This window comes from Bradyrhizobium sp. ISRA442 (assembly GCF_038085055.1).
Classification (GTDB): domain Bacteria; phylum Pseudomonadota; class Alphaproteobacteria; order Rhizobiales; family Xanthobacteraceae; genus Bradyrhizobium.
In genome coordinates this window covers 38,195-58,171 of sequence record NZ_JALGCN010000005.1, presented here as the reverse complement: position 1 = coordinate 58,171, position 19,977 = coordinate 38,195, and the positions used below count along the sequence as shown (strand labels likewise).

At 64.7% G+C, this 19,977-nt stretch carries 19 protein-coding genes; 10 read left to right on the top strand and 9 right to left on the bottom strand.

The genetic code is table 11. The features are described from left to right. The first annotated feature begins 93 nt into the window (after positions 1-93). The gene (locus MTR72_RS12480; RefSeq protein WP_280967666.1) at positions 94-696 is read left to right on the top strand and encodes a septation protein A; all 603 of its coding nucleotides are present in this window, start codon (positions 94-96) and stop codon (positions 694-696) included. Between the two features lie 107 nt (positions 697-803). Here the strand turns inward: MTR72_RS12480 and MTR72_RS12475 are convergent, their stop codons facing one another. The 5 genes from MTR72_RS12475 to ccmA all read right to left on the bottom strand — a co-directional run bounded on the left by MTR72_RS12475 (position 804) and on the right by ccmA (position 3,994). Beyond that, positions 804-1,397, bottom strand: a complete 594-nt coding sequence (locus tag MTR72_RS12475; protein ID WP_280967667.1) for a DsbE family thiol:disulfide interchange protein — start codon at positions 1,395-1,397, stop codon at positions 804-806. Beyond that, a complete protein-coding gene (gene ccmD / locus MTR72_RS12470) occupies positions 1,394-1,579 on the bottom strand; it encodes a heme exporter protein CcmD (RefSeq protein WP_280967668.1) in 186 nt (61 codons plus the stop codon). The genes MTR72_RS12475 and ccmD overlap by 4 nt, the downstream gene beginning before the upstream one ends. Further along, the gene (locus tag MTR72_RS12465; protein ID WP_280967669.1) at positions 1,576-2,307 is read right to left on the bottom strand and encodes a heme ABC transporter permease; all 732 of its coding nucleotides are present in this window, start codon (positions 2,305-2,307) and stop codon (positions 1,576-1,578) included. Before MTR72_RS12465 ends, ccmD begins: the two co-directional genes overlap by 4 nt. Positions 2,308-2,397: 90 nt before the next feature. After that, the gene (gene ccmB / locus MTR72_RS12460) at positions 2,398-3,066 is read right to left on the bottom strand and encodes a heme exporter protein CcmB (RefSeq protein ID WP_280967670.1); all 669 of its coding nucleotides are present in this window, start codon (positions 3,064-3,066) and stop codon (positions 2,398-2,400) included. Positions 3,067-3,391: 325 nt separating this feature from the next. Beyond that, complete coding sequence (gene ccmA, locus MTR72_RS12455) at positions 3,392-3,994, bottom strand: heme ABC exporter ATP-binding protein CcmA (RefSeq protein ID WP_280967671.1); 603 nt, start codon at positions 3,992-3,994, stop codon at positions 3,392-3,394. A gap of 265 nt (positions 3,995-4,259) precedes the next feature. Here ccmA and acnA point away from each other — a divergent pair, with 265 nt between their 5' ends. From acnA to MTR72_RS12440, 3 genes are all read left to right on the top strand, one after another. After that, positions 4,260-6,980, top strand: coding sequence for an aconitate hydratase AcnA (gene acnA, locus MTR72_RS12450; protein ID WP_280967672.1), 2,721 nt, complete (start codon positions 4,260-4,262; stop codon positions 6,978-6,980). Positions 6,981-7,200: 220 nt separating this feature from the next. Continuing rightward, positions 7,201-7,977, top strand: a complete 777-nt coding sequence (locus tag MTR72_RS12445) for a DUF1223 domain-containing protein (protein ID WP_280967673.1) — start codon at positions 7,201-7,203, stop codon at positions 7,975-7,977. 569 nt (positions 7,978-8,546) lie between these two features. Beyond that, on the top strand, positions 8,547-8,918 hold the full coding sequence (locus MTR72_RS12440) for a DUF2794 domain-containing protein (RefSeq protein WP_280967674.1): 372 nt from the start codon (positions 8,547-8,549) through the stop codon (positions 8,916-8,918). Positions 8,919-8,989: 71 nt separating this feature from the next. Here the strand turns inward: MTR72_RS12440 and MTR72_RS12435 are convergent, their stop codons facing one another. The 4 genes from MTR72_RS12435 to MTR72_RS12420 all read right to left on the bottom strand — a co-directional run bounded on the left by MTR72_RS12435 (position 8,990) and on the right by MTR72_RS12420 (position 14,131). Beyond that, a complete protein-coding gene (locus tag MTR72_RS12435) occupies positions 8,990-9,520 on the bottom strand; it encodes a GNAT family N-acetyltransferase (RefSeq protein WP_280967675.1) in 531 nt (176 codons plus the stop codon). Between the two features lie 258 nt (positions 9,521-9,778). Then, entirely contained in the window at positions 9,779-10,570 is a 792-nt protein-coding gene (locus MTR72_RS12430; RefSeq protein WP_279374020.1) for a Bax inhibitor-1/YccA family protein, read from the bottom strand. 271 nt (positions 10,571-10,841) lie between these two features. Next, complete coding sequence (locus tag MTR72_RS12425; RefSeq protein WP_280967676.1) at positions 10,842-13,412, bottom strand: ABC transporter permease; 2,571 nt, start codon at positions 13,410-13,412, stop codon at positions 10,842-10,844. Then, entirely contained in the window at positions 13,409-14,131 is a 723-nt protein-coding gene (locus MTR72_RS12420) for an ABC transporter ATP-binding protein (RefSeq protein ID WP_280967677.1), read from the bottom strand. Before MTR72_RS12420 ends, MTR72_RS12425 begins: the two co-directional genes overlap by 4 nt. A 55-nt stretch (positions 14,132-14,186) precedes the next feature. Here MTR72_RS12420 and MTR72_RS12415 point away from each other — a divergent pair, with 55 nt between their 5' ends. The 6 genes from MTR72_RS12415 to MTR72_RS12390 all read left to right on the top strand — a co-directional run bounded on the left by MTR72_RS12415 (position 14,187) and on the right by MTR72_RS12390 (position 19,974). Further along, the gene (locus MTR72_RS12415; protein ID WP_280971165.1) at positions 14,187-14,831 is read left to right on the top strand and encodes an arylesterase; all 645 of its coding nucleotides are present in this window, start codon (positions 14,187-14,189) and stop codon (positions 14,829-14,831) included. Positions 14,832-15,001: 170 nt separating this feature from the next. Next, entirely contained in the window at positions 15,002-15,538 is a 537-nt protein-coding gene (gene thpR, locus MTR72_RS12410; RefSeq protein ID WP_280967678.1) for an RNA 2',3'-cyclic phosphodiesterase, read from the top strand. Positions 15,539-15,642: 104 nt separating this feature from the next. Further along, a complete protein-coding gene (gene zapE, locus MTR72_RS12405) occupies positions 15,643-16,830 on the top strand; it encodes a cell division protein ZapE (RefSeq protein WP_280967679.1) in 1,188 nt (395 codons plus the stop codon). A gap of 278 nt (positions 16,831-17,108) precedes the next feature. Further along, positions 17,109-18,077, top strand: a complete 969-nt coding sequence (gene mdh, locus MTR72_RS12400; protein ID WP_280967680.1) for a malate dehydrogenase — start codon at positions 17,109-17,111, stop codon at positions 18,075-18,077. Between the two features lie 216 nt (positions 18,078-18,293). After that, on the top strand, positions 18,294-19,490 hold the full coding sequence (sucC, locus tag MTR72_RS12395) for an ADP-forming succinate--CoA ligase subunit beta (RefSeq protein WP_280967681.1): 1,197 nt from the start codon (positions 18,294-18,296) through the stop codon (positions 19,488-19,490). 4 nt (positions 19,491-19,494) lie between these two features. Continuing rightward, positions 19,495-19,974 (top strand): DUF1579 family protein, encoded by a 480-nt coding sequence (locus MTR72_RS12390; protein WP_280967682.1) that lies wholly within the window; start codon positions 19,495-19,497, stop codon positions 19,972-19,974. Positions 19,975-19,977 lie beyond the last annotated feature (3 nt).

Below are 19,977 nucleotides of genomic sequence, written 5' to 3'. Positions count from 1 at the left end.
CCGCTGAAGATGAGGCGCTAGGGATTACTGGATCCCCCGCCCCAGTGCGCAATTGCGCACAAGGCGGGGGATGACAGCAACAAAGGGCAAGTAATGGACAAGACCCAGCCGCATCCGCTGTTCAAGCTTGCGACCGAGCTCGGTCCGCTGCTCGTCTTCTTCTTCGTGAACGCGAAGTTCAACCTTTTCGCAGCGACCGGTGCCTTCATGATCGCGATCGTGGCGGCGATGATCGCGTCCTATGTCGTGACGCGCCATATACCGATCATGGCGATCGTGACCGGCGTCATCGTGCTGGTGTTCGGCACGCTGACTCTGGTGTTGCACGACGAGACCTTCATCAAGGTCAAGCCGACGATCATCTATGGCCTGTTCGCCGCGATCCTCGGCGGCGGCCTTCTGTTCGGCCGCTCCTTCATCGCCATCATGTTCGACCAGATGTTCAACCTGACCCCGCAGGGCTGGCGCATCCTCACCTTGCGCTGGGCGCTGTTCTTCGCCGGCCTGGCGGTTCTGAACGAGATCATCTGGCGCACGCAGAGCACGGATTTCTGGGTGAACTTCAAGGTGTTCGGCGTGACGCCGCTGACCATGATCTTCGCCATCGCCCAGATGCCGCTGACCAAGCGCTATCACCTCGCGCCGGTGTCGCTGGAAGCGAGCGAGGCCGAGGCGGGGGATGTGAGGAAGGGCTGACGTCTTTCTCAGTTCGTCATTGCGAGCGAAGCGAAGCAATCCAGAATGTCTCCGCGGAGGGATGCTGGATTGCTTCGTCGCTTCGCTCCTCGCAATGACGGTCTTGGCTAGCTTCCCGCCTTCAACGCCTTCTCGAGCTCCGGCAGCAGCACCGTCCGAAGATTCTCCGGCGTGATCGGGCCGACCAGCTTGTAGGCGATGGTGCCTTCACGCCCGACGACGAACGTCTCGGGCACGCCATAGACACCCCACTCGATCGCGGCGCGGCCGTTGGCATCTAGGCCGACGCGGCCGAACGGGTTGCCGTAGCGGCCGAGGAAGCGGCGCGCATTGTCGGGAGCGTCCTTGTAGTTGATGCCGACGAGCTGGAAGCGCTTGTCTTTGGCGAGCTCGGTCAGGAGCGGCGCCTCGTCGTGGCACGGCACGCACCAGGAGGCCCAGACGTTGACGAGACTGACCTTGCCCTTGAACGTCGCCGGGTCGAGTCCCGGCACCTGCGCGGCATTGTCCTGCAATCCGTCGAGCGGCGGCAGCGTGGTTTGCGGCGCCGGACGTCCGATCAGCGCGGATGGTATCCGCGAGGGATCGCCGCTGCCGAGCCGGAACCAGAACAGCAGCGCCAGGGCGAGGAAGACGAGCAGCGGCAGCACCATCAGGAAGGTACGGCGCGGCCGCGCGGTGGAGGTCGATGGCTCGCTCATGGCCTGTCCGTTGCGCTGCGCCCCGAGCGACGGGTGATGCCGCTGCGATCGAGCTCGCGCAGGCGCTGGGTCTGGTTGCGATGGTCGATGATCACCCAGCCGATCAGCATCGCGACCACGATGGCGGCTGCGGCATAGGATATCACGATGAAGGACGCGTAGGGGCCGAGCGACATCGTCATGCAGCCTTCTGGCTTGCCTGCATCATCTGCAGCGAGCGCACGCGCCGGCGCAAAATCTCGTTGCGCATCGCCGCCAGATGCAGCGTGACGAACAGCAGCGTGAAGGCGACCGCCATCACCAGCAGCGGAATGAGGAACGCGCGATCGAGCGTCGAGCCGCCCATGCGCATCACGGACGCGGGCTGATGCAGCGTATTCCACCAGTCGACCGAGAACTTGATGATGGGAAGGTTGATCGCGCCGACCAGCGTCAGCACGGCGGCGGCGCGCGCCGCGCGCGAGGGATCCTCGACCGCGCGCCACAGCGCCATCAGGCCGAGATACATCAGGAACAGGATCAGCACCGAGGTCAGCCGCGCGTCCCATTCCCAATAGGTGCCCCACATCGGCCGGCCCCACAGCGATCCGGTGACGAGCGCGAGGAAGGTGAAGGCGGCGCCGATGGGAGCTGCCGCTTTCGCGGCGACGTCGGCGAGCGGATGCCGCCACACCAGCGTGCCGAGCGAGGCCACGCTCATGACGCCCCACACGAACATCGACAGCCAGGCATTGGGCACGTGGATGAACATGATCTTCACGGTCGCGCCCTGCTGATAGTCGTCGGGCGCGAAGGCGGATTGATAGAGACCGAGCGTGAGCAGGACGACGGTTGCAGCCGCAAGCCATGGCAGCACGCGCGCTGTCAGCGCGAGGAACCGCGTCGGATTGGCGAGGTCGATCAGCGTCATGATGTCCTGATAATCACAGGTGGCCGCTCAGGCAATGAGCACGAAAGGGGGCAGCGAAAGTTGATCGGGGTCAAGATCAGTCGAGCCCAATCAATCGAGGCCATGTCTGAGGCTCGCGGCCGCGGCGAAGGGGCCGACCACGAGACTGACCAGCGACAGCGCGCAGAGGATCGAGAACGGCGCGCCGAACGACAGCGGCCCGGTGATGGCGGCTTGCGAGGCCGCGACCCCGAAGATCAGCACCGGGATCGAGAGCGGCAGCACCAGCACCGCCATGAGCAGCCCGCCGCGATGCAGCGTCACCGCCAGTGCGGCGCCGATCATGCCGGTGAAGGTCAGTGCCGGCGTGCCGGCGAGTAATGTCAGCGCCACTGCGCCGGTCGCGACCATGTCGAGGTTGAGCAGCAGCCCGAGCACGGGGGTTGCGACAATCAGCGGCAGGCCCGCCGCCAGCCAGTGCGCCAGTGCCTTGGTGGCGCAGGCGAGTTCCAGCGGCGTCCGGCTCATCGTGATCAGGTCCAGCGAGCCGTCCTCATGGTCGGCCATGAACAGCCGGTCCAGGGTGAGCAGGCTTGCCAGCAGCGCGCCGAGCCAGAGGATCGCCGGCCCGAGCCGCGACAACAGCGCCAGATCCGGCCCCACCGCGAACGGCATCAGCACCACGACGGTCAGGAAGAACAGCACGCCGATCAGCGCCCCGCCGCCGACGCGCAGTGCGATCCGGATGTCCCGGCGAATGAGGGCGGAGAGGGCGGTCATGGGGTGGCTCGTCCCGCGGAATAGCGCTGTGTCGCCGCCTCGAGCCCCACGCACACTGCGCTCCCTCCCCCCTTGCGGGGGAGGGCGGGGGAGGGGGGTAGCCCCGGGCAGGATGCTTCCGGTGTGGAGACCGCCAGCAACAGCGCGCCCACGTCCCGAGCTCTTACGCCGAGAGATTGTACCGTGCGGCACCCCCCTCCCTGACCCTCCCCCGCAAGGGGGGAGGGGGCGGTGAGAGCGGAGTCCCGCCGCCAGGAATGCCGCGGCAAGGAGCGTCGAGTGAACGCAAGTTGCACGCCCGAGAAAAGCTGAGGGTGGCTCGATCTCACGCCGCGTCTCCGATCCGCAGCTCCCGCGCGGCGATCCCGAGCGGGGCGTGGGTCGCCGCGATGATCAGGCCGCCGCAGGCGAGGTGGTCGCGCATCAGACCGCCGAACATGTCCTGGCCGGACGCATCCAGCGCCGTGGTCGGTTCGTCGAGCAGCCAGACCGGGCGGCGGACCGTGAGCAGCCGGGCCAGTGAGAGCCGGCGGCGCTGGCCGGCCGACAGGAACGCCGCAGGCAGATGGGTGGCGTGGTCGAGGCCGACGGTCGTGAGGCTGCGCGCGACGTCGAGCCGCTCTCCACCGAGGAAATCAGCCCAGAATGCCAGGTTTTCGTTGACGCTCAGCGCCGGCTTCAGGGCATCGCGATGACCGAGATAATGGCACTGCTCGGGGAGCGTCAGCTCGGCATCGCCGCCTTCCAGCGCGATCGTGCCGCCGGCCGGAACAAGCAGGCCCGCGATCAACCGCAGCAGCGATGTCTTGCCCGATCCGTTGCGGCCCACCACCGCCACCGCCTCGCCGGAAGCCGCCTCCAAATCGAGTCCGGCAAACACTTCGCGGCCGCCGCGCACGCATGTCAGTCCGCGTCCGGAGAGCCGCATCTCGCCGCTTGTCGAAGCCCTCAACGGAGCCCCCAGAACGGCCCGAGAGAAAACCCTAAGAAAATCTTGGGGTAGCACATCAGAATTTTTGGCTCGCGAATTGCTGCGGCACGATTGTGGCTGTGGCGGCGCGGTTAGAAAGCTTCTATAAGCCCGGAACTACTTGATGCAGCAACTCAACCTGCCCCTGCAAGCGACCCAGCCGGATTCGCTGACGGTGTTAAAATACCCTGGTCGGGTATAACTAACAATTGGGATTTCCTACATGACCTCGCTCGACAGCTTCAAATGCAAAAAGACCCTCAAGGTCGGGGCCAAGACCTATGTGTATTACAGCCTGCCCACGGCCGAGAAGAATGGTCTGAAGGGAATTTCGAAACTTCCCTATTCGATGAAGGTCCTGCTCGAGAACCTGCTGCGCAACGAGGATGGCCGCTCGGTCAAGAAGGAGGACATCGTCGCGGTGTCCAAGTGGCTGCGCAAGAAGTCGCTGGAGCATGAGATTGCCTTCCGCCCGGCGCGCGTGCTGATGCAGGACTTCACCGGCGTGCCCGCTGTGGTCGACCTCGCCGCGATGCGCAACGCGATGCAGAAGCTCGGCGGCGATGCCGAGAAGATCAATCCGCTGGTGCCGGTGGATCTCGTCATCGACCATTCCGTCATCGTGAACTTCTTCGGCGACAACAAGGCCTTCGCCAAGAACGTGGTCGAGGAATACAAGCAGAACCAGGAGCGCTACGAGTTCCTGAAGTGGGGTCAGAAGGCGTTCTCGAACTTCTCCGTCGTGCCGCCCGGCACCGGCATCTGCCACCAGGTCAATCTCGAATACCTCGCCCAGACCGTCTGGACCAGGAAGGAGAAGATGACGGTCGGCAAGAAGACCGGCACCTTCGAGGTCGCCTATCCGGACTCGCTTGTCGGCACCGATTCCCACACCACCATGGTCAACGGTCTCGCCGTGCTCGGCTGGGGCGTCGGCGGCATCGAGGCGGAAGCCTGCATGCTCGGCCAGCCGCTGTCGATGCTGCTGCCGAACGTGGTCGGCTTCAAGCTGAAGGGCGCGCTGAAGGAAGGCGTCACCGCGACCGACCTCGTGCTGACCGTGACGCAGATGCTGCGCAAGCTCGGTGTGGTCGGCAAGTTCGTCGAGTTCTTCGGCCCCGGCCTCGACCATCTCTCGGTCGCCGACAAGGCGACCATCGCCAACATGGCTCCCGAATACGGCGCGACCTGCGGCTTCTTCCCGGTCGACGCCGCGGCGATCGATTACCTCAAGACCTCCGGCCGTGCCTCCGCGCGCGTCGCGCTGGTGCAAGCCTATGCCAAGGCGCAAGGGCTGTTCCGCACCGCCAAGTCGGCCGACCCGGTCTTCACGGAGACGCTGACCCTCGACCTCGGCGACGTTGTGCCGTCGATGGCCGGCCCGAAGCGTCCCGAAGGCCGCATTGCGCTGCCCTCCGTCTCCGAAGGCTTTTCGCTGGCGCTCAGCAATGAGTACAAGAAGGCCGAGGAGCCCGCGAAGCGCTTTGCCGTCGAAGGCAAGAATTTCGACATCGGCCATGGCGACGTCGTGATCGCTGCGATCACGTCCTGCACCAACACCTCCAACCCGAGCGTGCTGATCGGCGCTGGCCTGCTGGCGCGCAACGCGGCCAAGAAGGGCCTGAAGGCGAAGCCCTGGGTGAAGACCTCGCTTGCGCCGGGCAGCCAGGTCGTCGCCGAATATCTCGCCAATTCCGGGCTGCAGGCCGATCTCGACAAGGTCGGCTTCAACCTGGTCGGCTTCGGCTGCACCACCTGCATCGGCAATTCCGGTCCGCTGCCGGAAGAGATCTCGAAGTCGATCAACGACAACGGTATCGTTGCGGCCGCCGTGCTCTCGGGCAACCGCAACTTCGAAGGCCGCGTCTCGCCGGACGTGCAGGCGAACTATCTCGCCTCGCCCCCGCTCGTCGTCGCCCATGCGCTCGCGGGCAGCGTGACCAAGAACCTCGCCACCGAGCCGCTCGGCGAGGGCAAGGACGGCAAGCCGGTCTACCTCAAGGACATCTGGCCGACGACGAAGGAGATCAACGCCTTCATGAAGAAGTTCGTGACCGCGTCGATCTTCAAGAAGAAATATGCGGACGTGTTCAAAGGCGACACCAACTGGCGCAAGATCAAGACGGTCGAGAGCGAGACCTATCGCTGGAATATGAGTTCGACCTACGTGCAAAACCCGCCCTACTTCGAAGGCATGAAGAAGGAGCCGGATCCGGTCACCGATATCGTCGAGGCGCGCATCCTCGCGATGTTCGGCGACAAGATCACCACCGACCACATCTCGCCGGCCGGCTCGATCAAGCTCACCTCGCCCGCTGGCAAGTATCTCAGCGAGCACCAGGTGCGTCCGGCCGACTTCAACCAGTACGGCACGCGCCGCGGCAACCATGAAGTGATGATGCGCGGCACCTTCGCCAACATCCGCATCAAGAACTTCATGCTCAAGGGCGCCGACGGCAACATTCCGGAAGGCGGTCTCACCAAGCACTGGCCCGACGGCGAGCAGATGTCGATCTACGACGCCGCGATGAAGTACCAGCAGGAGAGCGTTCCGCTGGTCGTGTTCGCCGGTGCCGAATACGGCAACGGCTCCTCGCGCGACTGGGCCGCGAAGGGCACGCGCCTGCTCGGCGTGCGCGCCGTGATCTGCCAGAGCTTCGAGCGCATCCACCGCTCCAACCTGGTGGGCATGGGCGTGCTGCCGCTGACCTTCGAGGAAGGTACCTCCTGGCAGTCACTCGGTCTGAAGGGCGACGAGAAGGTCACGCTGCGCGGCCTCGTCGGCGACCTCAAGCCGCGCCAGAAGCTGACCGCGGAAATCGTCTCCGGCGACGGCTCGCTCCAGCGCGTCTCGCTGCTCTGTCGGATCGATACGCTGGACGAGCTGGACTACTATCGCAACGGCGGCATCCTGCACTATGTGCTGCGCAAACTCGCGGCGTAAACGCGGATTTGTGAACGGTGGCTCACTGCGAAGTGAGTAGAAGGTTAAACGAAGGCGGCCTATCAAAAGGCCGCCTTCGCGCGTTGCGGCACGCTTCAGATGGGCCCGCCCGGCGGAAATTTCCGCCTTGGTCGGATGAATGTGCCGCGCCCCGTAAGACTACGGTGACCATCAAGCGATATGATCTTTCCCCCACGAGCTAGGATGTGCGACGTTCGACATGACTGACATGATGGCGAGTAATCTGATTTCGCGCTGGTCCGGTGCATTCTGGTCGGGAGCGCTCAGCGTCTGTGCCATCATCGCCATCGTTCGTCCCGCCCACGCCGATCCCCGCGCCGTGGTCGAGCTCTTCACCTCGCAGGGCTGCTCCTCCTGTCCACCCGCCGACAAGATCATTGGCGAGCTGTCCAAGGATCCCTCGATCATCGCGCTCAGCATGCCGATCGACTATTGGGATTATCTCGGCTGGAAGGACACGCTGGCGGACTCGCGCTTCTCTGCGCGGCAACGCGCTTATTCGCGCATGCGCGGCGACCGCGAGGTCTATACGCCGCAAGTCGTGGTCAATGGCTCAACGCATGTCATCGGCAGCGATCGCGCCGGCATCGAAAGCGCGATCGGCAACACCATCAAGAATGAATCGGTGATGAGCGTGCCGGTGACGATGTCGCTCGCCGGCAAGCAGATCAGCGTGTCGGTGGCCGCGAGCCGGGAGCCGGCGGTCTCGCACGGCGAGGTCTGGATCTGCTCGATCGCGAAATCGGTGCCGATCTCGATCGGCCGCGGCGAAAACCGGGGACAGCAGATCACCTATCACAACGTCGTACGCAACGTGCTCAAGGTCGGCGATTGGAACGGCCGTCCGGAAAGCTGGACGGTGCCACTGGAGAATCTAACGCGCGAGGGCGTCGACGGCGCGGTGGTGTACGTCCAGGACGGCAGCCGCGAGAAGCCCGGCCCGATGCTGGGCGCGGCGTACACGTCGCTGCACTGAAGCTGCGCTCGAATTCCCCTCGCACCAGATCGATCTAACCGCTCATGGTGAGGAGCGCGCTCTGGCGCGTCTCGAACCATGCAGGCCCGGCTGCTGCATCTCGTCGAGACGCCTGCTACGCAGGCTCCTCAGGATGAGGTCAGAGTACGAAGGATGAGGGGAGAAGCATCAGGTCGGAAGATACACCCGACCTAAACAAAAAAGGACCAACTCGCGTTGGCCCTCCTTGTCGCGCGTACAGACCCGATCCTGACGACCCCGGGGGGCTGGGGGCTGAGGAATCCGGAACCGAAAGGACCGGGCCAACGCACATCAACCTTTTCGCAGTGCAGGGCGGCAGTCGCTAGGCGGAAAAGAGGCGAGACTATGATTTCCTGCTAACGATCCCGTGACGGTTTGCCGCTGAAAAGTTCCACCGCTGCGTGTGCTGATTCGCTCACGATCTGACGGGTTTGGCCGTCTGCCCCTTGCGGTGAGGGGCGGTTGGCGCAATCATGCAATTGTCATGATCCGCGGGGTCCTGCGATGGTTTCGCGGAGGCGGGCATGCTGTGCGACAGGAGGCGCTCCATGAGTCTGATGTCGGAGGATGTCGATCCGAGCGAGCAGCGCGCAGTGGCGCGTGTCGCCGCTGCGAACTCCCAGGGGAGCCGGGTGACGTTCAACCGGCTTGAACTGCATCGCATCCTCAATCTCTACGGCCGCATGGTCGCCGACGGCGAGTGGCGCGACTATGCCATCGACTTTCTCAAAGACCGCGCTGTGTTCTCGGTCTACCGCCGCGCCTCCGAAGTGCCGATCTATCGCATCGAGAAAGATCCGCGGCTAGCGCGCAAGCAGGGCATGTACAGCGTGATCTCGGCGACAGGCCTGATCCTGCGCCGTGGCCACGAACTCGAGCGCGTGCTGCTGGTGATCGATCGCAAGCTGGCGGTGGTCTGACAATCTCGCCTCGTCATGCCGGGCTCGCGACTTCGTCGGGCCCCGGAATGACGCGGCGTTGGATGTTCGTCTTACTTCCCCGGGACCGTGCTTGCGCCCTCGCCGAGGTCGCGCTGCATCATCACGGTGTCCAGCCAGCGGCCGAATTTCAGCCCGACGTTCGGATGCGTGCCGATCATCTTGAAGCCGCATCTGGTGTGGACGCCGATCGAGCCGGCATTGGCGGAATCGCCGATGACGGCGATCATCTGGCGGAAGCCACGCGCCTCGCATTCGGTGATCAGCCGCTCCAGCAGCAGCAGGCCGATGCCGCGGCGGTGGAAGGACGGATCGAGATAGATCGAGTTCTCGACCGTGAAGCGGTAAGCCGGCCGCGGCCGGTAGGCGCCGGCATAGGCATAGCCCGCCACGCGCCCGTCGAGCATGGCGACGAAGTACGGATAGCCCCCGTCGGTCAGCGCGCGATAGCGCCGCGTCATCTCGGCAAGGTCGGGCGGTTCCAGCTCGAACGTCGCGGTGCCCTCGCGGACGGCCTGCTGGTAGATGGCGGTGATGGCGGGAAGGTCGGCCTCGGTCGTAGGCCTGATCTCAGGTGCGGACATGCGGAGAGATTAGAGCCACCCTGCAGCCGCTGGAAGGGGGCAGCGGCCTCTCCCGGCGTCATTGCGAGCGCAGCGGAGCAATCCAGAAATGCATCCGCGGCATGACTCCGGATTGCGTCGTCGCGGAGCCTGTCATCCGGCCCGCCGAAGGCGGGACTGGGTGGCTCCTCACAATGACGGCGCTTGTGGGGAGAGCCGGGCCAAACAAAAACCCCGGCCTTGCGGCCGGGGTTGGTGTCGTTCGCTCGGGCCTGTCGCTCAGTCGCGCTGGCCGAGGAGCTGCAGCAGCAGCGTGAACAGGTTGATGAAGTTCAAGTATAGCGACAGCGCACCGGTGATCGCCGCACGCTCTGCGATGTCACCGCCGGCCGACGCATAGCCGTAGATGTAGTCGTTCTTCAGCCGCTGCGTATCCCAGGCGGTCAGGCCCGCGAACACCAGCACGCCCACCACGGATACGATGAACTGCAGCGCCGAGCTGGCGAGGAACAGGTTCACCAGGCTCGCGATGATGATGCCGATCAGGCCCATGAACAGGAACGAGCCCATTCCGCTCATGTCACGCTTGGTGGTGTAGCCATAGAGGCTCAGCGCGCCGAAGGTGGCCGCGGTGATGAAGAACACCCGCACGATCGAGGTGTGCGTGAACACCAGGAAGATCGAGGACAGCGAGATGCCCATCAGCGCCGAGAACACCCAGAACAGGATCTGGGCGGTCGATGGAGCAAGACGGTTGATGCCGGCCGAAATCACGAACACCATGGCAAGGGGCGCCAGCATGAACAGCCATTTCAGCGGGCTCACGAACATCGCATAGCCGAACGGCGTCAGGAACAGCTTACCGACACGGACGGCTTCCGGGGTCGGAACGTCCGTCACGGCGGCCATGTAGACACCGAGCGCAGCCAGGCCGGTGATGGCCAGGCCAATGCTCATGTAGTTGTAGATGCGCAGCATGTAGGCGCGCAGACCGGCGTCGACCGTCGCGGCGTCAACACGCCCGGCGGCCCTGCCGAAAGGAGAAGCGTAGTTACGGTCTAGGTCCGACATGGTCGAATTCCCGTTGGTTGTCCGGTCCGGCACGAGGGTTTCCATGCCGCCGGTTCGTCAAATTCTATCTCGGATACCGATGCCTGCCGACATTAAATTTGGCTAACAATCGGGGCTCCGAACCCGTTGGATATGTGGGAAACTAACACATTCGCTGCAACCGTCCACGCGCGGCTGAATGTCGCCCTCGGCGCGCAATCCCGACGAGCGGACGTGGTTAATCGCGGGATTCGCGCGATTTGGCGACCGCGCAGCCGCCCGCTACATTTTGTCACAAATTCCGCAACACCGTGGCGGGCTTTTTGTTCAACGCCAACAGCGTGCCGGCAAGCCCAAGTCCGACGGTAACAATGAGGGCGGCCGCGACCACAGCGGCGGCGCTGCCGGCCTGCCAGACGAAGCTCAGCGTCATCAGCCGCGTCACGATCATCCAGGCTGCGATGCTGCCGGCGATCACGCCGAACACTGCGGTGGCGAGCCCGATCAGCAGGTATTCGAGTGCATAGGCGCCGAGCAGTCGCAGCCGCGTCGCACCCAGCGTCTTCAGGATCACCGCATCGTAGACGCGGTGGCGGTGGCCGGCGGCGAGCGCCCCGCCCAGGACCAGGATCGCCGAGATCAGGGTCACGGCGCTGGCGCCGCGGATCGCCAGCGCGAGATTGGTCACGACCGAGCCGACCGTCTCCATCACCTCGCGCACGCGCACGCTCGTCACCATCGGATAGGCATCCGCAACCTGCTTGATGATCTTGCCGTCGCCGGTCGCGTCGCCTCCGGTTTCCGTCAGCGTTGCGATATGGGTATGCGGCGCGCCCTTGAAGGCGTTCGGCGAGAACACGAGAACGAAATTGATGCCGAGCCCCTGCCAGTCGATGTTGCGCAGATTGCTGATTCTGGCCGGGATGTCGCGGCCGAGCACGTTGACCACGACCTCATCGCCGATCTTCAAGGACAGCCCGTCGGCGATCTTCTTCTCCATCGAGACCAGCGGCGGTCCGGAATAGCCGGCGCCCCACCACTCGCCCTCGACCACCTTGGATCCCTTCGGCAGCTCGCCGGTATAGGTCAGGCCGCGGTCGCTTTGCAGCACCCATTCGGAATCGGTCGTGGGCTTCAGGTCCTCGGCGCGGACACCGCGCGCGGCGACGATGCGCCCGCGCAGCATCGGCACGTCCTCGATCCTCGCACCCGGCACGATCTGGTGGAGATAGTCGTCGAATTGCGCAGCCTGCGTGCTCGGGATGTCGATGAAGTAGAACGATGGCGCACGGTCAGGCAAAGCCGCCAGGAACTGCCGGCGCAGATTGCCGTCGATCTGGGTGATGGTGACGAGCACGGCGAGCCCGAGTCCCAGCGACAGCACCACGGAGGGCGTCAGCGCGCCCGGCCGGTGGATGTTGGCGATCGCAAGCCGCAGCATCGGCAGCCGCGTGCGCGGCAATCGCCGCGCGATCGCCATCAAGAGGGCGGCGATGCCGCGGAGCAGCGCGAACACGACAACGGAGGAGAGCACGAACACCGCGGCGATGCGCTTGTCGAAGGACAGGCCGATCACGACTGCGACGAGCAGGGCGATCACCGCGCTCATGAAGGCGAGATAGCGCCAGCGCGGCCGGTGCCATTCGGCGCTGATGGTGTCGCGGAACAGTGCCGCGACCGGCACGTCATGCACACGGCCGAGCGGCCACAGGCCGAAGGCGAGCGCGGTCAGGAGGCCATAGACGAACGACAGCGCCAGCTCGTCGGCATGCACGGACGGCACTACCGGCAGCGGCAGCAGCTTGCCGAACAGGCCGACGATGGCGAAGGGCATCGCAGCGCCCAGCGCAAGCCCGATCACCGAGCCGATCCCGGCGAGCAGGATCACCTGCACGAGATAGATGCCGAACACGTCGCGCCCCGTCGCGCCGATGGCCTTGAAGGCGGCGATCACCTCGAGCCTGCGGTCGATATGGCTCTTCACGGCATTGGCAACGCCGACGCCGCCGACCAGCAGCGCGGCAAGGCCCACCAGGGTGAGGAACTGCGTGAACCGGTTGATGTTGCGCTCGAGCTGCGGCGAGGCATTCGAGCGGCTGCGGATCTCCCAACCGGCTTGCGGCGCTGCGTTGCGCGCCTCGTCTATGAAGGCCTCGGTGGCGCGCTCGCTGTTGGCATTGTCAGGCAGCTTCACCCGATAGACCCAGCGCACCAGGCTGCCGGGCTGGATCAGGCCGGTGGCGCGCAAGGCCGCCTCGCTGATCAGGAAGCGCGGGCCGAAGCCGATGCCGCCGGCGAGCTTGTCGGGCTCGGCCTCGACCGTGCTGCGGATCTGGAAGGTCGATGCCCCAATGGTGACGCGGTCGCCGGTCTTCAGGGAGAGCCGCGCCAGCAGCGTCGGATCTGCGGCCGCGCCAAACGCGCCGTCGCGCTCCGCGAGCAGATCGGGCAGCGCCATTTGCGGCGCCAGCGTCAACTGGCCGAGCATAGGATAGGTGTCGTCGACCGCCTTCATCTCGACCAGCGCGAGCTTGCCGTCAGCCGAGCGCGCCATGCCGCGCAGGGTGGCCGCGATGGAGACGGTGCCGCGCGAGCGCAGGAAGGCGACCTCGTCTAGCTTGGCCTCGCGCTGAAACAGCACGAAGGAGGCGTCGCCGCCGAGCAGCGTGCGGCCCTCGCGGGCAAGACCGTCGCTGAGGCTTGCCGAAACCGAGCCGACGCCGGCGATCGCCATCACGCCGAGGGCGATGCAGGCAATAAAGACGTAGAAGCCGCGCAGGCCCCCGCGCAATTCGCGCAGCGCGTAGCGCAGCGACAGCGCGGCGCCGCTGCCCCGCGCAAACGATTCGGCTGTAGCGCTCATGCTTGCGAATGCTGCGTATCGATGCGCCCGGAGCGCAAACGGATCACGCGATCGCAGCGATGCGCGAGCGAGGAATCGTGCGTGACCAGCACCAGCGTCATGCCGCGCTCGGCATGCTTGGTGAAGAGCAGATCGACGATCTGCTTTCCGGTCGCCTCGTCGAGATTGCCGGTCGGCTCGTCGGCAACGAGGATCGCGGGATCGGGCGCCAGCGCCCGGGCGAGCGCGACGCGCTGCTGCTCGCCGCCCGAGAGCTGCGTCGGATAGTGATGCAGGCGGTCGCCGAGCCCGACCGATTGCAGCTCTTGTGCCGCGCGTGTCGCAGCATCCGGATTTCCGGCGAGCTCGAGCGGCACGGCGACGTTCTCCAGTGCGGTCATTGTCGGGATCAGGTGAAAGGATTGGAAGACGATGCCGACCTGGCGACCGCGGAAGCGGGCGAGCGCGTCTTCATCGAGGGCATTGAAAGGCGTGCCATTGACCACCACCTCTCCACTATCAGGTCGCTCCAACCCCGCCATCACCATCAGCAGCGTGGATTTGCCCGAGCCTGACGGGCCGATCAGGCCGATCGTCTCGCCCGAGGCGACTCGCAGGCTGATGTCCTTGAGGATGTGAACGCGTGCCGCGCCCGTACCCAATGAGAGATTGACGTTGGAGATGGCGATGGTGTCCGGCACGGTGCCGGTGAGCGAAGAGGATTCGATGCGACTGTCCATGGTCCGGTCATATGGCAACTCCGCGGGCGCGGTCGAGAGGCGTTACGGATTGTTCATGCACATAGCCGTGTTGATGTTCGCTTTGATGACGGCGGCGGCTCCGGCAGTGGCCGAGGGGCAGTCCGCGGCGAAGCCGATCAGGCTCGTCGTGCTCGGCGATTCCTTGAGTGCGGGGCTTGGCCTTCCAGGTCAGGAAGCGTTCCCGGCAAGGCTCCAAAAAGCCTTGCAAGACAAAGGCGTAGCCGTCGATATGACGAATGCCGGGGTGTCCGGCGATACCTCGTCGGGAGGGCGCGACCGGCTCGACTGGTCGGTGCCCGATGGAACCGAGGGCGTGATCGTCGAGCTCGGGGCAAACGACGCGCTGCGCGGCATAGACCCGGACCTGACACGGGCGGCGCTGAGCGATATCGTTGCGCGGTTGAAGGCGCGCAAGATCGCGGTGATGCTCTGCGGCATGCTGGCGCCGCCGAATTACGGCGCCGATTATGCCGCGCGCTTCAATTCGATTTATCCGGATCTGGCGAAAAAATTCGACGTGCCGCTCTATCCGTTCTTTCTCGACGGCGTCGCGGCCGACGCCAAGCTCAACCAGGCCGACGGCATTCATCCGACGGCGGCCGGCGTCGACATCATCGTCAACAACATCATGCCCACCATGGAGGCATTCCTTGGCACGATAAGCGAGCAACGCCGTTGAAAAGAAGGCAGCGTCAACCCTAATTCCCAGGGTTTTCCCGGGGTGGCGCGCAGCAAGCTTCGCAGAGTCACATAACTGCGATAGGAATCAGGTTACCGGTGATTCGTCGCCGGCTCTAATTCGGATATGGTCCTGCTCAGGGGCCGTACCCAAGCATCGGGAGATGAACGATGCCGCGTTTGTTCACGGGTCTGGAAATCCCGGCCGAGGTCGGCCAAACGCTTTCCAACTTGCGGGGTGGCCTTCCCGGCGCACGCTGGATCGATCCCGAAAATTATCACGTCACCTTGCGCTTCATCGGCGACATCGACGGCGCCTCCGCAAACGAGATCGCCTCGATGCTGTTTCGCGTCAACCGCAAGCCATTCGAGGTGAAGGTGCAGGGACTGACGAGCTTCGGCGGCCGCAAGCCGCGCGCGGTCGTCGCGGCCATCGAGCCGAGCAGGCCGTTAATCGAGCTGCAGGCCGAGCTCGAGCGGATGATGCAGCGGATCGGCCTCGATCCCGAGGGCCGCAAATTCATCCCGCATGTCACGCTGGCGCGGCTGCACGACGCCTCGAATCAGGATGTCGCCGACTATCTCTCGGTGCGCGGCTACTTCCCGAGCAAGGTCTTCACCGCCGAACGCTTCGTGCTGTTCTCCTCGCGCGCTTCGACCGGCGGCGGCCCGTATGTGGTCGAGGATTCCTACGACCTTTGCGCATAGGTCACTTCCCTCTCCCCGCAAGAACGGGGAGAGGAGAAAAAGCGCATACCTCTCGCACCAATTCTCGGCTTGCAATTTGCCGCCGTCTCTGGCCGTAAGGGGCCATGCTCTCCACCACAAATTCATCGTTCCACGCGGAATACCAGGCCGAGATCGCTTCCGGCGAGATCGAACCTGATGCGGCGCAGGCCGAGGTCGCCGAGGCCTATGCGGCACTCGACGCGCGGCTTGCGAACTACAAGCCGCCGCGCAAGCAGGGCCTGCTCGGCCGTCTCTTCAAAAACGGCGACAAGGACGAGGCGCCGCGCGGTCTCTACGTCCATGGCGAGGTCGGTCGCGGCAAGACCATGCTGATGGATCTGTTCTTCCAGCACGCCTCGGTCGAGCACAAGCGGCGCGCGCATTTCCACGAGTTCATGGCCGACGTGCATGAGCGCATCTACGACTATCGCCAGAGTATCGCGCGCGGCGAGATCGCGGATGCCGATGTCATCGCGCTGACGGCGAATGCGATCTTCGAGGAGAGCTGGCTGCTCTGCTTCGACGAATTCCACGTCACCGACATCGCGGATGCGATGATCCTCGGCCGCCTGTTCGCAAAGCTGTTCGAGCTCGGCACGGTCGTTGTCGCGACCTCCAACGTCGCGCCGGACGATCTCTACAAGGGTGGCTTGAACCGCGCGCTGTTCCTGCCGTTCATCGCGCAGATCACCGATCACATGGACGTGCTGCGGCTGGATGCGCGCACCGATTTCCGGCTGGAGAAGCTCCAGGGCGTGCCGATGTGGTTGACGCCGGCGGACGCCGACGCCGACGCGGCGCTGGATCGCGCCTGGATCAAATTGACCGGCGGCGCCAAATGCAAGTCGCACGATATTTCGATCAAAGGCCGCACCCTGCACGTGCCGTGCTCGGCGCACGGCGTGGCGCGGTTCTCGTTCGCGGATCTCTGCGAGAAGCCGCTCGGCGCGTCCGACTACCTAAGGCTCGCGCACGACTATCACACCATCCTGGTCGACCATATTCCAGTGATGGACTTTGCCCACCGCAACGCCGCCAAGCGTTTCATCACGCTGATCGATACGCTCTATGACAATGCCGTGAAGCTGATGGCCTCGGCCGAAGCCAATCCGGTGTCGCTCTATCTCGCAAGCGAAGGCAACGAGGCCAACGAGTTCAAGCGGACCTCATCGCGCCTGATCGAAATGAGTTCGGAATCCTATCTGGCGCTGCCTCACGGCCGCAAGGATTCCGCCGCCAGCGGCTCCACCAAGGGGCTGGTGGAGACTTAAGTCCTATCTCACCATCCACCGCCGTCATTCCGGGGCGCGACCAACGGGTCCGCGCGAAGCGCGGCCCGATGACAGGCTCCGAGCCCGAAATCCATAACCACTGTCGGGAGTATGGATTCCGGTCTCGTCGCTCGCGGCGCCCCCGGAATGACGGGTGCTGGCCGGAATCTCGGCAAGCCCGACAATTGAGCATCCGGCGACTTGAACGGGGGAGGCGAAAGGGATAACCACCCGTCTCAGTTTTCCCCCTCCTTCGGATGTCTAAAGGACAGGTTCACATGGCGCGCGACAAGATTGCTTTGATTGGCTCCGGTCAGATCGGCGGAACGTTGGCTCATCTCATCGGCCTGAAAGAGCTGGGCGACGTGGTGATGTTCGACATTGCCGAGGGCGTGCCGCAGGGCAAGGCGCTCGACATCGCACAGTCCTCGCCGGTCGACGGCTTCGACGCGCACTACACTGGCGCCAACTCCTACGAGGCGCTCGACAACGCCAAGGTCTGCATCGTCACCGCCGGCGTGCCGCGCAAGCCCGGCATGAGCCGCGACGACCTGCTCTCCATCAACCTCAAGGTCATGGAGCAGGTCGGCGCCGGCATCAAGAAGTACGCCCCCGACGCTTTCGTCATCTGCATCACCAACCCGCTCGACGCGATGGTGTGGGCGCTGCAGAAGGCCGCAGGCCTGCCGCACAAGAAGGTCGTCGGCATGGCCGGCGTGCTGGATTCGGCACGCTTCCGCTACTTCCTGGCGGATGAGTTCAACGTCTCGGTCGAGGACGTCACCGCCTTCGTGCTCGGCGGCCATGGTGACACCATGGTGCCGCTGGTGCGCTACTCCACCGTCGCCGGCATTCCGCTGCCCGACCTCGTCAAGATGGGCTGGACCTCGCAGACGCGCCTCGACGAGATCGTCGACCGCACGCGCAACGGCGGCGCTGAGATCGTCAACCTGCTCAAGACCGGCTCGGCCTTCTATGCGCCGGCGGCCTCGGCGATCGCGATGGCCGAAAGCTACCTGAAGGACAAGAAGCGCGTGCTGCCTTGCGCCGCCTACCTCAACGGCGAATACGGCGTGAAGGACATGTATGTCGGCGTGCCCGTCGTCATCGGCTCCAAGGGCGTCGAGCGCGTCGTCGAGATCGAGCTCGGCGGCAAGGACCGCGAGGCCTTCGACAAGTCGGTCGGCGCGGTGCAGGGTCTTGTCGACGCCTGCAAGAAGATCGCGCCCGATCTTCTCGGCCGCTAAACGCGACAATCCCCGCCGAAGATCGAAAAGCCGGTCTTCGGCGGTTTCATTTTCCGGGCCCCGGCGGCAGCCGCCGGCGGGTTCCGGATCCGGTAGTCCAGAGATCTCGAACGGATTGAAGAATCCGGGTTGCAGTTCCTGTGGTATATGGTATGCCAGCCACAAGACTGAGGTGGGGCCATGGGGTCACCGCCCGCGGGTTCAGGGAGCGACGATATGAATATTCATGAGTACCAGGCCAAAGCGCTGCTGAACGAGTTCGGCGTGCCGATCTCCAAGGGCGTACCGGTCCTGAAGGCCGCCGACGCGGAAGGCGCGGCCAAGACCCTGCCGGGCCCGGTCTGGGTGGTGAAGAGCCAGATCCACGCCGGCGGCCGCGGCAAGGGCAAGTTCAAGGAAGCCTCCGCCGGCGACAAGGGCGGCGTCCGCATCGCCAAGTCGACCGCCGAGGTCGCCGAGTTCGCCAAGCAGATGCTGGGCGCGACGCTCGTGACCGTGCAGACCGGCCCCGCCGGCAAGCAGGTCAACCGCCTCTACATCGAGGACGGCTCGGACATCGACAAGGAATTCTACCTCTCGATCCTGGTCGACCGTGAGACCTCGCGCGTTTCGTTCGTGGTGTCGACCGAGGGTGGCGTCAACATCGAGGACGTCGCGCACAATACGCCCGAGAAGATCGTCACCTTCTCGGTCGATCCGGCGACCGGCATCATGGGCCATCATGGCCGCACCGTTGCAAAGGCGCTGAAGCTGTCCGGCGATCTCGCCAAGCAGGCCGAGAAGCTCACCGCGCAGCTCTACGCGGCCTTCGTCGCCAAGGACATGTCGATGCTGGAGATCAACCCGCTGGTCGTGACCAAGCAGGGCCAGCTCCGCGTGCTCGACGCCAAGGTGTCGTTCGACGACAACGCGCTGTTCCGTCATCCCGAGGTGCTCGCGCTGCGCGACGAGACCGAGGAGGACGCCAAGGAAATCGAGGCCTCCAAATACGACCTCAACTACGTCGCGCTCGACGGCAACATCGGCTGCATGGTCAACGGCGCCGGCCTCGCCATGGCGACCATGGACATCATCAAGCTCTACGGCATGGCGCCGGCGAACTTCCTCGACGTCGGCGGCAGCGCCAGCAAGGAGAAGGTCGCGGCCGCCTTCAAGATCATCACCGCCGATCCGAACGTGAAGGGCATTCTGGTCAACATTTTCGGTGGTATCATGAAGTGCGACGTGATCGCCGAGGGCGTCACGGCCGCCGTGCGCGAGGTCGGCCTCAGCGTGCCGCTGGTGGTTCGTCTCGAAGGCACGAACGTCGAACTGGGCAAGAAGATCATCCGTGAATCCGGCCTGAACGTGGTGCCGGCCGACAATCTCGACGACGCCGCGCAGAAGATCGTGAAGGCCGTCAAGGGAGGCTAAGGCCATGACCCAAGACCATCTCGCCGCATCATCCCCGTTGCCGGAGCACGCACGCCTTGCCGCGTTCGCCGGCGAATGGAATGGCGAGGAGATGGTCTACCCGTCGCGCTGGACTGCCGGCGGGCCGGCTACCTCGCGCACCGTGGCGCGCATGGATCTCAACGGCTTCTATCTGATCCAGGACGGCGTCCAGATGCGCGACGGCAAGGAGATCTTCGCCACCCACGGCATCTTCACATACGACCGCGACGACCGGACCTACAAATTGTTCTGGTACGACTCGCTTGGCTACACGCCGCCCTCGCCCGCCTCCGGCGGGTGGGTCGGCAAGACCCTGACGCTGGTGCGCGGCTCGCTGCGCGGCAATGCGCGCCACGTCTACGAGATCATCGACGACAATTCCTACGCATTGAAGATCCAGTTCTCGCCGGACGCGGAAGGTTGGGCCGACGTGCTCACCGGCGTCTATCGTCGCATCCACTGACCT

Bases quoted from the DNA above. Each gene is read 5' to 3' on its own strand.
- MTR72_RS12480 (WP_280967666.1), top strand. From the start codon at position 94: ATGGACAAGACCCAGCCGCATCCGCTGTTCAAGCTTGCGACCGAGCTC.
- MTR72_RS12475 (WP_280967667.1), bottom strand. From the start codon at position 1,397: ATGAGCGAGCCATCGACCTCCACCGCGCGGCCGCGCCGTACCTTCCTG.
- ccmD (WP_280967668.1), bottom strand. From the start codon at position 1,579: ATGACGATGTCGCTCGGCCCCTACGCGTCCTTCATCGTGATATCCTAT.
- MTR72_RS12465 (WP_280967669.1), bottom strand. From the start codon at position 2,307: ATGACGCTGATCGACCTCGCCAATCCGACGCGGTTCCTCGCGCTGACA.
- ccmB (WP_280967670.1), bottom strand. From the start codon at position 3,066: ATGACCGCCCTCTCCGCCCTCATTCGCCGGGACATCCGGATCGCACTG.
- ccmA (WP_280967671.1), bottom strand. From the start codon at position 3,994: ATGCGGCTCTCCGGACGCGGACTGACATGCGTGCGCGGCGGCCGCGAA.
- acnA (WP_280967672.1), top strand. From the start codon at position 4,260: ATGACCTCGCTCGACAGCTTCAAATGCAAAAAGACCCTCAAGGTCGGG.
- MTR72_RS12445 (WP_280967673.1), top strand. From the start codon at position 7,201: ATGACTGACATGATGGCGAGTAATCTGATTTCGCGCTGGTCCGGTGCA.
- MTR72_RS12440 (WP_280967674.1), top strand. From the start codon at position 8,547: ATGAGTCTGATGTCGGAGGATGTCGATCCGAGCGAGCAGCGCGCAGTG.
- MTR72_RS12435 (WP_280967675.1), bottom strand. From the start codon at position 9,520: ATGTCCGCACCTGAGATCAGGCCTACGACCGAGGCCGACCTTCCCGCC.
- MTR72_RS12430 (WP_279374020.1), bottom strand. From the start codon at position 10,570: ATGTCGGACCTAGACCGTAACTACGCTTCTCCTTTCGGCAGGGCCGCC.
- MTR72_RS12425 (WP_280967676.1), bottom strand. From the start codon at position 13,412: ATGAGCGCTACAGCCGAATCGTTTGCGCGGGGCAGCGGCGCCGCGCTG.
- MTR72_RS12420 (WP_280967677.1), bottom strand. From the start codon at position 14,131: ATGGACAGTCGCATCGAATCCTCTTCGCTCACCGGCACCGTGCCGGAC.
- MTR72_RS12415 (WP_280971165.1), top strand. From the start codon at position 14,187: ATGCACATAGCCGTGTTGATGTTCGCTTTGATGACGGCGGCGGCTCCG.
- thpR (WP_280967678.1), top strand. From the start codon at position 15,002: ATGCCGCGTTTGTTCACGGGTCTGGAAATCCCGGCCGAGGTCGGCCAA.
- zapE (WP_280967679.1), top strand. From the start codon at position 15,643: ATGCTCTCCACCACAAATTCATCGTTCCACGCGGAATACCAGGCCGAG.
- mdh (WP_280967680.1), top strand. From the start codon at position 17,109: ATGGCGCGCGACAAGATTGCTTTGATTGGCTCCGGTCAGATCGGCGGA.
- sucC (WP_280967681.1), top strand. From the start codon at position 18,294: ATGAATATTCATGAGTACCAGGCCAAAGCGCTGCTGAACGAGTTCGGC.
- MTR72_RS12390 (WP_280967682.1), top strand. From the start codon at position 19,495: ATGACCCAAGACCATCTCGCCGCATCATCCCCGTTGCCGGAGCACGCA.